The 16,991-nt window shown below is 52.4% G+C and carries 11 protein-coding genes and 1 pseudogene; 8 read left to right on the top strand and 4 right to left on the bottom strand.

The window, feature by feature from the left end:
* Window positions 1–55 precede the first annotated feature (55 nt).
* The 4 genes and pseudogenes from CRO74_RS17580 to CRO74_RS32320 form a co-directional block, all read right to left on the bottom strand.
* A complete protein-coding gene (locus CRO74_RS17580; RefSeq protein ID WP_245877898.1) occupies window positions 56–1,003 on the bottom strand; it encodes an NmrA family NAD(P)-binding protein in 948 nt (315 codons plus the stop codon).
* 17 nt (window positions 1,004–1,020) lie between these two features.
* Entirely contained in the window at window positions 1,021–1,719 is a 699-nt protein-coding gene (locus CRO74_RS17585; RefSeq protein ID WP_097127474.1) for a helix-turn-helix transcriptional regulator, read from the bottom strand.
* A 272-nt stretch (window positions 1,720–1,991) separates the two neighbouring features.
* Entirely contained in the window at window positions 1,992–3,680 is a 1,689-nt protein-coding gene (locus CRO74_RS17590; protein WP_097127476.1) for an erythromycin esterase family protein, read from the bottom strand.
* A 329-nt stretch (window positions 3,681–4,009) separates the two neighbouring features.
* Window positions 4,010–5,478: pseudogene (locus tag CRO74_RS32320) on the bottom strand (sensor histidine kinase).
* Window positions 5,479–6,190: 712 nt separating this feature from the next.
* Here CRO74_RS32320 and CRO74_RS17600 point away from each other — a divergent pair.
* From CRO74_RS17600 to CRO74_RS17635, 8 genes are all read left to right on the top strand, one after another.
* Window positions 6,191–6,700, top strand: a complete 510-nt coding sequence (locus tag CRO74_RS17600; RefSeq protein WP_097127477.1) for a hypothetical protein — start codon at window positions 6,191–6,193, stop codon at window positions 6,698–6,700.
* 827 nt (window positions 6,701–7,527) lie between these two features.
* Complete coding sequence (locus tag CRO74_RS17605) at window positions 7,528–7,896, top strand: hypothetical protein (RefSeq protein WP_097127479.1); 369 nt, start codon at window positions 7,528–7,530, stop codon at window positions 7,894–7,896.
* 142 nt (window positions 7,897–8,038) lie between these two features.
* The gene (locus CRO74_RS17610; protein ID WP_097127480.1) at window positions 8,039–9,196 is read left to right on the top strand and encodes an efflux RND transporter periplasmic adaptor subunit; all 1,158 of its coding nucleotides are present in this window, start codon (window positions 8,039–8,041) and stop codon (window positions 9,194–9,196) included.
* Window positions 9,197–9,233: 37 nt separating this feature from the next.
* Window positions 9,234–12,452, top strand: coding sequence for an efflux RND transporter permease subunit (locus CRO74_RS17615; protein ID WP_097127482.1), 3,219 nt, complete (start codon window positions 9,234–9,236; stop codon window positions 12,450–12,452).
* Window positions 12,453–12,456: 4 nt separating this feature from the next.
* On the top strand, window positions 12,457–13,881 hold the full coding sequence (locus tag CRO74_RS17620) for an efflux transporter outer membrane subunit (protein WP_097127483.1): 1,425 nt from the start codon (window positions 12,457–12,459) through the stop codon (window positions 13,879–13,881).
* A gap of 67 nt (window positions 13,882–13,948) precedes the next feature.
* The gene (locus CRO74_RS17625; RefSeq protein WP_097127485.1) at window positions 13,949–15,271 is read left to right on the top strand and encodes a hemolysin family protein; all 1,323 of its coding nucleotides are present in this window, start codon (window positions 13,949–13,951) and stop codon (window positions 15,269–15,271) included.
* A gap of 45 nt (window positions 15,272–15,316) precedes the next feature.
* Entirely contained in the window at window positions 15,317–15,808 is a 492-nt protein-coding gene (locus CRO74_RS17630; protein WP_097127486.1) for an AI-2E family transporter, read from the top strand.
* 688 nt (window positions 15,809–16,496) lie between these two features.
* Window positions 16,497–16,982, top strand: a complete 486-nt coding sequence (locus CRO74_RS17635) for a nuclear transport factor 2 family protein (protein WP_097127488.1) — start codon at window positions 16,497–16,499, stop codon at window positions 16,980–16,982.
* The last annotated feature ends 9 nt before the right edge of the window (window positions 16,983–16,991 follow it).

Consider the following 16,991-nt stretch of genomic DNA (forward strand, 5'->3'; position numbering starts at 1 on the left):
GCGTTCGCTTTAGTCGACGAAACTGCCTGATCAGTCAGCTTCGTTGATCTGTGCCTTACTGACCCGATTTGACCAGAGCCGTGATGTAGGCCTGTAACGTGATTGTCCCCCGAATAGGGGCTTCGGGTAGCTCGTAGGTTTGATCCAGGGTAATCCCCGTCATCGTGGCCATCGACTCGGCCGCTTGTTCCGAAAAGCCCAGCTGCTGTAGGGTCGTGGCCCACACGTCACGCGGTGTTTCGACCGCTTCAACGTCTTTACCTAACACATCGGCAAACGCAGCGGCCACATCCGCCGACGAGTAGCGTTGGGGTCCTTCGACGTAGTGTAAGCCAGTTTGTTGAACCGGTTCCCGTAACAGAGCCGCGCCCACCGTGCCTACATCCCGGGGAGCGACCATGGGTAACTTGAACGCAGGCGGGAACAGCGTAGGTACGCGGCCGGCCTGTCGGGCCGTAGCCAGCGCTATGTCCCAATTGCTCATATAGTAGGCCGCCCGGAGGATGCTGGTCGGAATACCGGTTTTCCCTAAGCCCTGCTCCAGTTCATACAGCACGCCCAGGTCACCTATCCGCTCCCCGGGCTGCGCCCCGTAGGTTGATTGGGCCACGATCTTCTCAATCCCTGAATCGATTAGGGCCGCTAGAATCGATCGGACACTGTTGCGTTCTTCCTGGACCGTGTTGGTGGTGATGGGGGCGGGTGGGTTAAGCACAAACAGGCGTTTTCCCCCCTGAAAGACCGCCCGCAGCTGGTTCGTGTCGTGCACGTCCGCTACGGCGACAGTTGCCCCTTTCTGCTGCCACATCTGGCCTTTTTGGGCATCGTGGGTAAGAACGGTGATCGATTCGCCCTGATCGAGTAACGATTGCGCCACGGCTGATCCAACATGACCCGTGGCACCCAGAATAATGTACATGGCGTTTTGATGTTTAGCGAGTTGAGTGATGACCGACAGCGGCTCAAGGGCTGTCCCGACAAAGCTAACGTGGCGCTGCGACAAGGGTATGTCAGGGGTACTCACTTTATTTCACCCAACGTCTCAAAGTATTGCTTCAGGGTGAGTGGATGGGGGGTGAATGTTTCGGTCAGCACGGTAAGCTGCTCGATACGGTCCAGCCTGAAGATGCGATAGGCACCGCGCAGCCCACACCAGCCCACCAGCAACCAGTTCTCCTGCGTGCTCAGCAGCAAAGCGAAGGGTTCCAGGGTTCGGTTGGACAGCTCCCCCGAAGCCGCCCGGTACTCGATTCGCACCCGCAGAAAGGCGGTCAGGGCGTTTTGCAGGGTGGCCAGATGGCCACTTTTAGGCTGGGTATGGGTATACACTTTCATCCGCGAGGCCAGAAAGTCAGCTTTCTGTTGGGTAGGCTGGCGTAGAACGGCCCTGAGCTTAGTCAAAGCCTGAGCGTAGGCTTGCACCAAAGATGTATCCTGATGGGCCTGGATAAGGTGTTCCACGGTAATCAGGGCGTTGGCTTCGGCTTGGGTAAATGAAACGGGTGGCAGTCGGTACCCTTCCACGAGTGCATAGCCTCTTCCCTCGACGGTCAGGATGGGCACACCGGCGCTTTCGAGGGTTTTCATGTCGCGGTAAATGGTGCGCACGCTGACCGAAAAGCGACTAGCCAGCTCCGTGGCCGTGGTTAGTTGTTTCGATTGTAACAAGGTCTGGATGGCGACTAACCGGGAAAGTCGCTTTGTCTCTGAATCAGCCATGTAGGTCGACGGGCTAAGTACAGGCTAAAATTACGCGATGAAAACTTCCGTATGCTTGTAAACGGGGCAACGAATCTAAACCGGTCGTTGCTGGCGAGTACCCCCTATTAGTCAAATTCTCAAAATTCGCTCCCATATGAGACCAAGAAGCAATCATCTAAGTACTCATTAAATGGGGCGTTTAAAGAAATGGCTTATTTTAATAACCGTCAACTACGGTTCGTAGCATACGAGTTAAGTGCAAAACCACTGGATCACCAATCGGCCATGGGTTATTTGCGTTGAACCAGAATCTGGTTAGTCAAATACGAGATCTGGTAATCTCCTTTCGTGACGGTGTCGTTTGGTTCCCACTGATGAAGCGTAAATACGGACGTTGGTAACGGCCTGTCGTTGACAGCAAACCGGTTTACCGTTAATGTGCTTATCTGTTCAGCGTACAAGCCCACAGAAATGAACTGCGTTCGGGCAGGGACTTTAATCAATTGTTCAGCGGCCGTGCCACTGTTGATGGGCAACACATAATGAGACAACTGTTTGTTTAGTCTATCGTGGCAGTATACACTGAGTCGCACCGAACTTTCGGTATCCGCTATTCCGGTGAAGTCAGCCCGCAGCGAAAGTCGAACCTGACCCGCCTTGCGTAGCTGATGCCTGAGCGAATCGGTCATGTTCAGGTAAAGGCAGAAAAGAGGAACAACCGAACCGGCGTAAATGCCCGTCGCGGATGGGGTGGGTGTTGATTCACGGCTGTACAATAGGGCATCAAATGCGTCGGGTAAGGTCTTGCAAGGCCATATCATGCCGGTACGTTGGTCTGAGGTACCGTACGTAAGCTGGTTGTGCACCTGCAGGAACTGCCTTATCGTCGGCGAAGCGTTCAGATTGATAAACCCGTAGGGCGTACTCGTAACGGCTCTAATAAGCGTGCCTACTTTCCGACGATCCTCAGGAACGCGGACGGTAAAGACTCCTTTTTCATTCCAGGATGTGTACGTTCCCCTACCTACTTCCGTACCGATAGCGAGATACTGCTGGTGGTAGGCGCTATCCAACCAATACCCGGCCCGGGTTAAGCCCTCCCATGCGTAACAGGGCCGTTTCTCAATGTGTGCGTTGTGAATGTTGATAACGGCAACTTTACTCGTTGACCGTCGTTCCTTGAGCCAACGAATGTTTTCATACATCGCCCGGTCGCGGTAGGCCTGCGTGGGCCGACTAAACGTTTCAAGTGCCTCGGGAAGTTGCCCAATACACTGGCGCTGCCAAGCTTGCTTCAGCGTTACGGAAGCGGCCGTATCGCTGCGAGCCAACCACACCGTCAACGCCTTAGCCCGCTTTACCAGGGAGTTCGTGTTGGCTTGAGCCTTATACATATCGGGTAGGGTCATCAATTCAGCCAGCAGGTTGTGCAGGGAGTCGGGCAAGGCCATTCGCCGTGCTTTAACGTATGATAGCGCAAGGCGGGCAAGCTGACCGGGAGGGCCCATCTCCGCACCAAGCAGCCAAACCCGCTGCGCCACGGGACGAGATGCGTTAACCGTTCGTAGCCATTCAACAAAGTCAAGCATGTCGGTAGTCATACCAACAACGGCCGCCAGGGTTTGTTGGGTATTGTCTTTGCCGAACAGCACGTAGTCATTCAGGAGCCATGTATTACTGAGGTAAGCCTCCCCAAGTGATACAGCGTTGAAACCGTGCTCCTGCACCAAGGTCTTAGCCACCCTGATCTGAAGCCGCTGAATTTCCTGCGTACCGTGGGTAACCTCCCCAATAGCAATGACCGATCGATTACGGACCAAGTCGGTTAGCGTCGGCGGCAATACGGCGCTATCCGGATCATTGAATGGAACAACAGCTTGGCGGAGCAGTTTCTCCTCGGCAGATGATAGTCGCTGCGCCCAAATCGGCGTAATATTGAAAAATAAGTAGACGACAAGGGTGTACCGTAGGTGTAGCATCTGACAAAAGAGTTTTCATCGGAAAAGTAACTGCTCAAGACCAGTAAGCGGATCATAGCCGGGTTAAATGATGTTAAAACGCCGGCACCTTACGGCTGTCCCATTATCCGCGTCCGTTTTAACCGCTTCTGGACTACTTCAACCGTCAACTCTCTGGGTAGAAAGCGTCACTGCCAACGGCGGTCGCCAAGTCAGGGTGTTCGTGGCGACAATTGATACTGGTGACACCTTCTTCGCAACGATCAGCCATCTCACAAAATGCTCAATTTCTAATCTACTATATTTCAATGTCAGTAAAAGACAGTCAGTAGCCTACTCGATAAGTATATCTAGACAGGTAAGTACACACTAAACGTGGCCCCCTGACCCGCATGGCTGCTGGCCGTGATAGCTCCCCCATGATTGGCGACTACTTTTTCACAAATAGCCAGACCAATGCCGGTGCCCGCATACTGGGTTTTACCATGTAGGCGCTGGAAGACCTGAAAGATGCGCTCACTGTATTGCTCATTAAAACCAATCCCGTTATCGGCGACCTCAATCTGATGGTAGCTCGTCGCCTGACGGATGGGTTTAACACGGGAAGGCAGATCCCCAGCGCTTAGGCACCGGTAACGCACCTGAATCCGTAGAGGTTGGTCTGACCGGCGAAACTTTACCGCATTACTGAGCAAATTTTGAAAGAGTTGGCCTAATTGCAGCGAATCACCCAACACCGTTGGCAAGGAATCGAGGGTTATCTGGGCACCCGTTTCGGCAATCATTAAGTCTAAATCCGCTAAGCTCAGGTTGAGTACAGTCGACAGCGATACGGGTGTGATTTGATCGGCCTGGGCCGATTATACGCGAGTAGGCCAGCAAATCCTGGATTAAAGTCGACATTCGACTGGCTGCCGTCTGCATCCGCTGCAAGTAATCGACACCATCGCCCAGCGGTTCTGAACGCTGCCCGCGGAGCATTTCGCCAAACGATTGAATCTTGCGTAGGGGCTCCTGGAGATCATGGGAAGCCACGTAGGCAAACTCCTGAAGGCTTTGGTTGGAGCCGGCTCAACTCCCGGATCTTGCTTTCAAGCTGAAGTTGCAAGTGCCTCAAGCGGGTAAAATCAGTAAAGTGGATAACCACTTCCTCCCCCAGTTTAGCCGTACTCATCAAATTGTAGAGGTCAAGTCCATCCTGCTCGTAATGGATCTCAAAGGTAAGGGGCTTGCCTGTTTTGTAGGTTTCAACCGGGTTGCTGAAGCTCTCCGTTTCTTTATATCCGGGAAATACCTCGCTCACGCGTTTACCCTGCAGTTGTTCCGGGGTCGCCTTGGCATAGGCGGCATAGGCCTGGTTGGTCAAGGTAAAGCGAAAGTCAATGATTTCCCCATTTTCCTGAATCGGTTGAAGAACCTGCATGGGTTCTTTAAACAAATTGATGATGGTTTGTAGATAGCGGTTGGCCTGAGCGACCTCCACCAGTTGCACCTCCGTTGTGATGTCCTCAACGGGCTTATTCGCCACGCGCCAGGCACGCCCCTCCAGTATATAGGTTTGGTAGTAGGACCGCTCGTAGCGTAGGTCCATGATGGACTGGATCTGTTTGGTTTGTACTACTTGGGTCAGTGATTGGAGGAGTTGTTGGGCACCAGCCTGGTTGCCACCGTCGCTGAAGAAGACCTCAAACACCCCGTTGCCTAGTAAGGGCTCGCGTTGAAGGTTGAGGGCTTTCAGGTAGTCGTCGGAGACAGCTACAATGGTGAACCTTGGCGCATCGGGCAATAACACCAGATGATTCCCGGGTATGGCATTCATCAGTAGCGAATGGAAGGTCAAGCTACCCGGGTTGGTTGGGGTATCTTGCTCATCAAGGACCTGCCTATCACTAGACTTTAAGGATCATTACCTACGGGTAGCACGGATTATCATCCCTTCGTTAAACCGGCTCGAAATTACAACTAAGTTCATTAGTACCCGAACTGATTGGGGAATAAACGCTCACCTGGTTTTAATTCACCCTATCGACTTCTCTTCCCTTAGCCGTCATTCAGAAAACGGTCCAATAAAACGCTCCCTCATGATACGTAAAGAGATTCCTAAATAGCCGCCTTTAACAGACTGTTATAGAAACATTATGTTTATTTATGTACTTGTTTTATTATACCTATTATATTATAATTGCTACATAAATACTGAAACGATTGTTTGTGTACAAATACACTTACCAATATCCAATTATAGATTAGTTAATTGGGCATGATACTGTACGAATAAAGTGCTAATGATTCAACTCATTGTCAAATTGCCCTTTTAAGGTTTATTCTTACAGGCTTCCTCAAACTGTAGTTCAATTAACCTAAAAGGCTAATCACGAGCTACAGGCTAATCAGCCCGATCGGATTCTCTTGCCACATAGATAATGCTGATAGTTGTTTCTGTAACTCACTGTAGCAGGAAGACCGTTAACTCGATTATGTATGATCAGAACTGCTTACTTTTTTATCCTTTAACCTAAATTAAAAAACACATGAAATCGCTGTGTATTGCTTTTGCATTTTCGCTGATCATTGCAGGGGTCACTGCCTGTCAACAATCGACCTCAACATCCGAAGCGGCTCCAGGAAAGGGGTCTTTTACTAATTCCGGCCCTGACGTCGACCTACTCAAAAAGGTATCTGAAGCTTATGCGAAAGGGGATTGGGAAACCTATCGCGCCTGCTATAGCGACAGCGCTGTAGTCATCGTCAATCAGTGGGCAGCCGATACCACATCAAAGTATATGCCTATTGACACTGTTATAGCAGGCATAAAAAAGTTTAGGCCTATGGTAGAATCGGTAAACTTAAATCAACCCATCTATGAAGTGATTACCGACTCGACGGGCAATAAGTATGGGCACGTATGGGCAAAACTATCCACAAAAAACCGTAATCAGAATAAGCCAGAAGACGCCATTACCTTTACATCATATGGCATAAAAAACGGCAAAGTAACTTACCAATGGACGATCTTAAGTGCTAATAACTCATCAAAGTAACAAAACTGATTTGACCATTCGTATACTCGAGTACCCTACCTTTCTCACTGAGCATAATCGAGTGAGAAAGGTAGGATATAGTTTGCAAGAGCAAACCGATCCGTTTCCAAAGTCAGATTGACTATAATGCCCTTTAAAAAACGGGGCGTATGCTACTGATTATATTGGACAGATATTAAAAAATAAATGTCTCACAATTCGCTCCTGAATGAGACGAAGAAACGTTCATGAATAAGCTCCCGTCTTAGACGACAAATTTTTCATGTATCTGCTCATTAATTCGGGCGTTTTATTGGACAACTTTTTTGATAAATGTAAAGTACTATCCACAGTATACGCTACAAACGTGCTTCCTTCTATAGGGCCTTTTCAAGCGATTCGCTGCCGGGAATTCGCCTGCCTATATGTCGCTCCGTTAGCCTGCTAAGGGCTACTTTCAGTTGGGTAGGTCTGGCACGGATGGCCTATCAATTCAGCTAAAAACAGTCGACGATGTTAGAATCTATAGCTCTGCCTCTACGGATAACCTCATGCATCATCTTCAGTTGCAAGATGTACAGGTGAGGTGACCAGCTTCCAGAACAGAGTTTAGTTTATGGAGCCTGTTGGCGATTCTATTATTGATTAGCGCCTTGGCAATTACTCACAAAAAAAGCAGTCAATTTAACTATCCAAATAAAAATTAGTGGAATTTAAACAATCTGACTGTATTAAAACTAAATTAAAGAATAGAACCTCCCTTCGCATTATATTTGTTATGATCCAATCGGGTGATCATGCAAAAACGGAAATATAGCGCAGTTTGGCACAGGCTTTTTTGCTTATTGATGGCTTTTTACGTCATCAATGTCAGTATTGACGCGCCCGATGGTTATGTGTCGGCCAATAGCTATGGCGAGTACCGGGAAGATTTATCCGTCAACGAGATCGAAAGCTTAGGCGAACTAATTCTCGAAAACGTGTTTGGCATCCACGATGCAGTTCCTGAGCACGATGAATCAAACGAAGAGGAAGATCAGCTGACCAAGATCTTCATGGACTGGTCTATTCCCAGTCCACTTGTCATTTATTTAGTAGATCCAGTGGCTGGTTATCTCACCCCCACGCGGATGCCCTTTACGGGACTTATCTACCGGTCTAACCCGGCTGAGATCAATACACCTCCCCCACAACGACGGCCCGGCCAGGTGGCCTAAATCTCCTCTTTACCGACACTTCCTTCTCGTCGGCCCTTTCCGGTCGCTTGATGAAAGCGTTAAAGCCTACCGTACCAATTGTATAACCAGGTACGCAGTCGCTAGTTGCTAGCTATTTTCTCCATTATTTTTCAACTCATTTATGTCTCTTCAAGGAGTGACCCGTTTTCGGCGGGTCCGATTGACAACGCATATCCTGTCAGTTTGGGTATTGTTATTCGTCGTAACGGCTTGCTCAACCGAGCAAAAGACCGAGCAGGCTAAAACGGAAACATACCCGGTTATCCAGCCAGTCGTAACCGACACGCTATACGCCAAAGATTACGTTGCTGATATTCAGGCCGTACAGAACGTCGAAATCCGTACGCGCATTGAAGGTTATCTGGACCACATTTACGTGGATGAAGGGGGATTCGTCCGCAAAGGGCAACTGCTCTTTACGGTCAATAATCCCGAATACCGCGAGGAACTGATGCGGGCAACGGCCAGCCTGAACAATGCAACGGCGGAAGCCAAAACCGCGGAGGTCGAAGTGAAAAGCGTGTCGCTGCTGGCCAATAAAAAGGTTATCTCCGAGATTGAATTAGAAAAAGCGCAGGCCAAACTGGCTGCCGCCCGGGCGAAAATTGACGAAGCCAAAACCGCCCAAACGGGGGCCCGCCAAAAACTGGCCCTCACCCAAATCCGCGCGCCCTTCGACGGCGTGGTTGACCGGATTCCCAACAAAGTGGGCAGTCTGGTCGACGCCGGAACCCTGTTGACCACGCTCTCCGATAACCACCAGGTGTTCGCTTATTTCAATGTTCCCGAAGGGGAGTACCTGGATTTTGTTACGGCTAAGGACGCCCTTCAGAAACGGGACGTATCGCTGGTGCTGGCCAACAATCAGATACATACCAATAAAGGGAGCATCGAGAAAATCGACGGGCAAATTGACCGCAATACGGGTAACATTGCTTTCCGCGCCCGCTTTGCCAACCCCAAAAATCTGCTCAAACACGGTTCGAGTGGGAAAGTCAGGATGAATCAGGCGGTGACCCAGGCGTTGATGATTCCCCAGAAAGCGGCTTTCGAATTACAGGACAAGCTGTTTGTCTTCGTGGTGGGTGCTGACAACAAAGTCAGGATGCGCAGTTTCGTGCCCAAGCTTCGGCTGCCGCAGCTGTACGTCGTGGCGTCCGGCCTGGCCGCTTCGGACCGGATTCTCTACGAAGGCATTCAGACCGTGAAAGAGGGCGATACCATTGAGCCACAAGTACTGTCGGCTCCCCAACTCATGGCGCAGTTAGCTAATCAGTAAACGTTCAGACACTCAACAACCGCAAGGGCGGACCACTATGTTTGCAAAATTCATTGACAGGCCGGTGCTGGCGATTGTCATTTCGGTGATGATCACGCTGCTGGGGCTGCTGGCACTCACGCAGTTACCGATGACCCAATTCCCGGCCATTGCTCCCCCGGAGGTTAACGTGACGACCGAATACACCGGGGCCAACGCCGAAACCTCCGTTAAGGCGGTTATTACCCCCCTCGAACGCGCGATCAACGGCGTACCGGGCATGAAATACATGTCGTCGGACGCCGGTAACGACGGGGTAAGCGTGATCCAGATCATTTTTGATATTGGCACGGATCCCGACGTGGCCGCCGTAAACGTACAGAACCGGGTAGCGGCCGTCATGGCCGAACTGCCCTCGGAAGTCATTAAAAATGGGGTTAAGATCGCCAAGGAAGAAAACTCAATGCTAATGTATCTGAATGTCTTTAGCAGCAACGATGCCCTCGACGAGAAGTTTCTCTACAACTTCGCCGACATTAACGTGCTGGCTGAACTCAAGCGAATCAAGGGGGTTGGCTTCGCCGACATTATGGGGGCCAAGGAATATGCGATGCGGATCTGGCTCAAACCCGACCGGATGCTGGCCTACAACATTGCCGCCGATGAAGTAGTGGAATCCCTCCAGAACCAGAACGTCGAAGCGGCTCCGGGGAAGCTGGGCGAAAGCTCGGAGAAAAAAGGGCAGGCGCTGCAATACGTGCTCAAGTACACGGGAAAGTATACCACCGAAGCCGAGTACGGAAATATTCCCCTCAAGGCAAACCCAAATGGGGAACTACTCCGGTTGAAAGACGTGGCTGATATCGAGTTCAGTACAACCTACTACGATGTGGTATCCAAGTTCGACGGTCGGCCTTCGGCCGCGATCATGCTCAAGCAGTTACCCGGCTCGAATGCCAGTCAAGTAATTGCCGATATTAAAACCCGGATGGCCGAGCTGAAACAAAGTTCGTTCCCGGCGGGCGTCGACTACGAGATGAGCTACGATGTCTCGCGCTTTCTGGACGCGTCGATTCACGAGGTGATCAAGACGCTGATCGAAGCGTTTTTATTGGTAGCCCTGGTGGTATTTCTGTTTTTGCAGGACTGGCGATCGACCCTCATTCCGGCCATCGCCGTGCCGGTATCGCTGGTAGGTACGTTCTTTTTCATGCAGCTCTTCGGCTTTTCCATCAACCTGATCACGCTCTTTGCGCTGGTACTGGCCATCGGGATCGTGGTCGATGATTCTATTGTGGTGGTCGAAGCGGTTCACGCCAAGATGGAGAAAGAGGGGCTTAGTCCCTGGGAGGCTGCCAAAGCGGCCATTGGTGAGATTGGGGGAGCCGTCGTGGCTATTACCCTGGTCATGGTTGCCGTGTTCGTACCCGTTACGTTTTTGTCCGGGCCGGTTGGAATTTTCTTTCGGCAGTTTGCCGTGACCATGGCCGTTGCCATTCTGATTTCGGCGCTGAATGCCCTGACGCTCAGCCCGGCCCTGTGTGCGCTCATTCTCAAACATTCGCCAAGCCACGATGGGCACGGCGTACCCAAAAAGCCGAACGCGGCCCGGGGATTAATAAACCGCTTCTTTGCCGGTTTCAACGCCCGCTATGAATCGCTGGCCGGCCGTTATGGGCGATTGCTGGAGCTGATAATCAATCGGCGAGTAGTGACATTTGGGGTGCTGGCCGCGTTTTGCGTTGGTATCTGGGGAACGAGTTCGCTTGTGCCCTCGGGTTTTATTCCCAACGACGATCAGGGTACGTTCTATGCCAGCATTACCACGCCGGCCGGTTCGACGCTCGAACGAACCCGGGCCGTCGTGGACCAGATTCAACAGGCGGCCAAAGGCATTCCGGCGATTAAATCCGTCTCCTCGCTGGCGGGTACCAACGTTCTTTCGGACGGTACGGGTGCTACGTATGGTACTTGTCTGATCAACCTCAAAGACTGGGATCAGCGTGCGGAGTCTGTGGAAGACGTTACCGAAGCCCTGACCCAACGTACCCGCCACATCAAAGACGCGAAGATTGAATTTTTCCCGCCCCCTGCCGTACCCGGCTATGGCAACGCCAGCGGTTTCGAGTTGCGGCTCTTAGACAAAACGGGTAAGAGTGATTATAAGAAGCTCGAAACGGTAACCCAACAGTTTATGAAAGACCTGGTGGCCCGGCCCGAAATTGAGAACGCGTTCACGATCTATGATGCGAGTTTCCCCCAGTATATGCTCTACGTGGATCCCGATAAGGCCGCCCAAAAGAACGTGTCGGTGGCCAGGGCCATGCAAACGCTGCAAACCCTGATCGGCTCAGAGTACGCCACCAACTTTATTCGGTTCGGGCAGATGTACAAAGTGATGGTCCAGGCCCTGCCGGAGTACCGGGCTCAATTGGACGACCTGCTGAAACTCTACGTCAAGAACGACGAGGGCGAGATGGTTCCCTTCTCCGCCTTTATGCGCGTGGAGCGGGTGTACGGTATGGAACAGGTTACCCGGTTGAATATGTACCCTTCGGCGGAATTGAACGGCGAAGCCTCCCCCGGCTTCAGCAGCGGCAGCGCCATCAAAGCCATTCAGGAAGTAGCCGCGACCAAACTTCCCAAAGGCTACGACATTGACTGGGCCGGAATCTCGCGGGATGAGGTGCAGACGGGTAATCAGGCCGTGTACATTTTCCTGATCTGTCTGGTGTTCGTCTACCTGATCCTGGCCGCGCAGTACGAAAGTTTCCTGTTGCCCCTGCCGGTCATCCTCTCGCTGCCCACGGGCATTTTCGGGGCCTTCTTTTTCCTATGGGTCATGGGGCTGGAAAACAACATCTACGCCCAGATTGCAATGGTGATGCTGATCGGGCTACTCGGTAAAAACGCCATTCTCATCGTGGAGTTTGCCAACCAGCGCCGGTCGGAAGGCATGACGGTCGTACGGGCGGCCATCGAGGGGGCCGTAGCCCGGTTGCGACCCATCCTGATGACCTCCTTTGCCTTCATCGCGGGGCTGATTCCGTTATGTGTTGCCACCGGAGCCGGGGCCGTGGGCAACCGCACCATTGGCACAGCCGCAGCGGGGGGGATGCTGATGGGAACCCTGTTTGGGCTAGTCATTATACCGGGACTCTACGTCGTGTTTGCGGGCCTGACCGGTCGTTTCACCAAACCACGTCAGGCGCAACAACCACCTTCATCCGTATCTAGTAAAACCAAAACGAACCGTGAAGTACTTGAAAAAGCATGATAGGATGTCGATGCTAGCCGTAGGGCTGCTGGTTAGCCTACTGAGTGGTTGCCGAATCCTGCACAACCCGGTGGCCACGCCGGTGGTTACCACGCCCCAATCGTACGTGGCCAGCACTGACTCAGCCAGTATGGGCGACCGGCCGTTTCAGACGCTATTTGCTGACTCGAACCTGATTGCGCTGATCGATACGGCCTTAGCCCGTAACCTGGATTTAAAAATTGCGTTGCAGCGCATCACCGTAGCCCGGGCCAATTACGGCATCAGCCAAGGGGCGCTCCTGCCGCAGGTCGATGCCGTCGCCACGGCGGGGCTGGACCGCTTTGGGCGCTATACGATGAATGGGGTCGGCAACTTCGATACCAATCTGTCGGACAACGTGACCGGACCCAGCCTGATTCCAAACCCCACCCCCGACTTCTTCGCGGGTTTCCGGGCCTCTTGGGAGGTGGACATCTGGGGCAAACTGCGCAACCGTCGCCGGGCGGCTTACAACCGGATGCTTGCTTCACAGGAGGGGCGCAACGTCGTCATTACGGCGCTTACCGCTGAGCTGGCCCGGCTGTACTATACCCTGCTGGCTCTGGATGCGGAAGGAGAGATTATCCGAGATAATATCGGGCTACAACAAAAAGCCCTGGAGCTGGTGGCGGTGCAAAAATCAGCGGGTCGGGTGACCGAGCTGGCCGTGCAGCAATTTCGGGCACAACTACTGGGCACGCGCAGCCGGGAAGGCCGGGTTCGCCAGCAGATCATCGAAACCGAGAACCAGATCAACGTCCTGCTGGGTCGTTACCCCCAGCCCATTGCGCGGGGTGTTTCCATCCGGGATCAGCAGTTGCCCGCGTCAGTGGTTGCGGGTATTCCAGCGCAGTTAGTTCGTCGTCGGCCCGACATCCGGCAGGCCGAACGGGAACTGGAAGCGGCCAACGTAGATGTCGCCGTGGCGCAGGCCGACTTTCTGCCCAGCCTGAACCTGACGCCTTATGTGGGCCTGAATGCCTTTCGGCCCTCAGTGCTGCTGAGTCCGGCCTCATTGGCTATCGGTGTGCTGGGTAGCCTGGCAGCTCCGGTCTTCAACCGGCGCCTGCTGAAGGGAAACCTGGCCATTTCACTGGCCCAAAGCCGGGAAGCGTATTTGGCCTACCAACGCGTCATTCTGACGGGCGTAAGTGAGGTCGTCAGCAACCTGAAAGGGCTGGAGAATTATCGGGACGTGGCGGACCTGCAAACGCAGGAGGTAATGGTTTTGCGGCAGGCCGCCACGACCTCCGATGAGCTGTTTGCCGCTAATTACGCGACGTACCTGGAAGTGATCACCGCCCAGCGGTCGGTACTGGACGCCGAATTAGCGCTCATCAATACCAAACAGGCGCAGTTTCTTTCGCTGGTCGATTTGTACCGGGCACTGGGGGGCGGCTGGCAGTAAATTTAAACCAATCGGCCTACCCGTTGCTTTATAGTTTGGGTAGAACTACCTTATATACGACCCCCGGATGATTCTCAACCTGTTGTTTACCCTGTTGCTGGTGGCCTTGAATGGCTTCTTCGTAGCCGCCGAATTTGCCATTGTCAAAGTGCGGGCCTCCCAGCTGGAGCTCAAAGCGCAGGCGGGCAACGCGTCGGCTAAGCTGGCCACCCATATGCTTTCCCACCTCGACGGGTATTTAGCCGCCACGCAGTTTGGCATTACCCTGGCCAGCCTGGGACTCGGTTGGATTGGCGAGCCGGTCGTGGGGGCGCTCCTGACAGCTGGATTCGATCTAATCGGTCTATCGCTGAGTGCCGAGATGGCCCACCGGATTTCGTTACCCATCGCCTTTGCGCTCATCACGATGCTGCATATTGTTTTTGGCGAACTGGCCCCTAAATCGCTCGCCATTCAGCGGTCGGAAAGCACAACGCTGTTAATCGCTTATCCTTTGCAGGGGTTTTATCTCGTCTTTCGGCCCTTCATCTGGGTGCTGAACGGATTTGCCAACGCGGTACTGAACGGGTTTGGCATTCAGGCCATTCACGGTACTGAAGTGCATAGTCCGGACGAGTTGAAGTACCTGGTTCGCCAGAGTCAGGAAGAGGCCGAAGAATCGGATCACCCAATTCCGGCCTCCGATCTGACCATCGTGGGCCGGGCCTTTGACTTTTCGGATCGAACCGTCCGGCAGATCATGGTACCCAGGACGCACATTTTTGGGGTCAACGTGAATGACTTCGATCAGGTGGTGCTGGATCGTATCATGGCCGAAAAATACTCGCGTATCCTGTGTTATGACGAGGACATGGATCACGTGCTGGGTGTCATCCACCTGCGGGATCTGCTGATTACCCTGCGACAGCATCCATCCGTGGATCTGCGTTCACTGGCCAAACCGCTGCTGGTGGTGCCTGAGAATAAATCGATTCGACTGCTCCTGCGCGATTTACAGCGGCAGCGTAAAGTCATGGCGTTGGTAATCAATGAATACGGTGGCACGGAAGGGTTAGTGACGATGGAAGATATTCTGGAGGAACTGGTGGGCGAAATTCAGGATGACTCCGACGAGGAGCGCCCGATGGTGGAACAGGTCAATGAGACCACCTATTCGGTGCTGGCCACCCAGTCGCTCGAAGACCTCAATGCCCTGTTGCCTCACCCGTTACACCGACAGGGCGATTACGAATCGCTGGCCGGGCTCCTGCTGGGTCGATTTGGCCGCTTGCCCAGCGAAGGCGAAAAAACCAAAGTCGATAATTACGAAGCGACCATAACCGCCCGGATCGGCAACTCCATTGAACGGGTGCAATTACGCGACCTGAGTGTCGATCAGGCGGCCGAGTAAGCGTTTAACGACCATTCACTCCAAACAATCTTTAGCTTATTCACCATGGCGTCTTCTCCTTCTGACTTGTCTGACTTTGCCCGTCGTGTGTGCGTGGTGGTGGGTATTACCTTTTTCTTTGCGTTACTGGTTTGGCTGATTGGTGCTTCGTTTGATGTCTTATTGCTACTCCTATCCGCCATTCTGATTGCCTCGCCCCTGCGAGCCGCTGCCCGGTGGCTGAGTCGCCAGGCAGGCTGGCGTGAGGGCATTGCGTTACTCGTTGTCGGTCTAACACTAGTGGGGGTGCTGGTGGGCCTGGGTATGCTGGCTGTCCCACTCATCGGCGAGCAGGCGCAGCAACTGCAAGCGGAATTACCCAATGTGTGGGAAAATGCCCGTCGGCAGCTTGAAGAGCGTGCTTGGGGACGACAACTGGTAAATTTGGTTATTCAATCGCCGGGTAAGCTGCTCAAGGGCGGCAGCGTACACGGCACATTCTGGCGCAAATCGATGATTCGCTGTTGGGGTGGTTACTGGGTACGCTCATTTCCATGACGCTGGTGGGGGCCTTGAGCCCTTCTGCTGGTTGTCCAAATCATCATTGGCGCATTTTTCGGCACGTTGGGCCTGATTATGGCGGCTCCGTTACTGGTTATTACAATGGTCCTGGTTCGGACAATTTACCAAGAAGATCTATTAAGTCAATCCAGGGATTAACCGATCCGTCATTCTGGTAAATTGTATTGTAATTTTCAGCCCACTACAGTCAGGTCTTGAGGCAGCTGATAGTCAATTAGAAATTAATTGAACGTATTATTGAGTCTTACCAGCAAAGACTATCATCAGCAAATCTTCAGATTAACAATTGAATAGAAATCTGGTAACGCCAACACAAAAGTTGTCACTGGCAATTTTCAAGATGCGTGTGCGACTGATCGAATTAGACAGATAGTAAAGATAGAGTGTCTCACAATTCGCTCTTTTGAGGATATTGGATAGGTGCCTCACTTTAGCTGTATGAGGTCAGATCTATAGTCGCATAACTCCGTAGCGTCAGAGCTCCGCCGGAGTAGGGCGTTTGTGCAAAGCCTTGGGTGTTTATCATCTCTACGGGTACTTGCCGTTTTTACCAATACGGTTGATACATCTGATCAGCTACCCTCTTTTAAGTCGGATGTGCTCTTTTTGGATGTTCACTTACCTGAGAATAGATTAGTATAAATCACTTTTATGCCAACCTTATATGGAATCGCCAGTAAATTTGATGCAGCTTCAATTCGACGTCATCCAAACCGTCAATGCCATCTTCAACACCACCGATCGGCAAGAGTGGCATTCGTGCCAAGATTTGTTTGCTGATGAGGTCTTACTCGACTATGAGTCGTTGAGTGGGCAAGCACCCATCCGGCTTGCACCCAGCCAGATTATAAGCGCTTGGCAACAAGTTTTACCCGGCTTTGCCTTTACTCAGCATATGCTATCTAATCATGAAGTGAGCGTGATTGGTGCTGATCAAGTCAGTTGCGTCTGCAAGGGGCATGCTGTTCACTACATCCCTAACGCGGTTGGTGGCGAGGAGTGGGGCGTTTATGGGACCTACCGCTTCGAGTTGGTCCGCCATCCCGGCGGTTGGAAAGTATCCACGATGCAGTACAATCACAAGTTTGCGCACGGTAATTTAAAGCTGGGTGAACTAGCCAGCGAACGGGTCCGCCAGTACAATCAATAGCATACGTTC

Source organism: Spirosoma fluviale (genome assembly GCF_900230225.1).
In the GTDB taxonomy this organism is placed as follows: domain Bacteria; phylum Bacteroidota; class Bacteroidia; order Cytophagales; family Spirosomataceae; genus Spirosoma; species Spirosoma fluviale.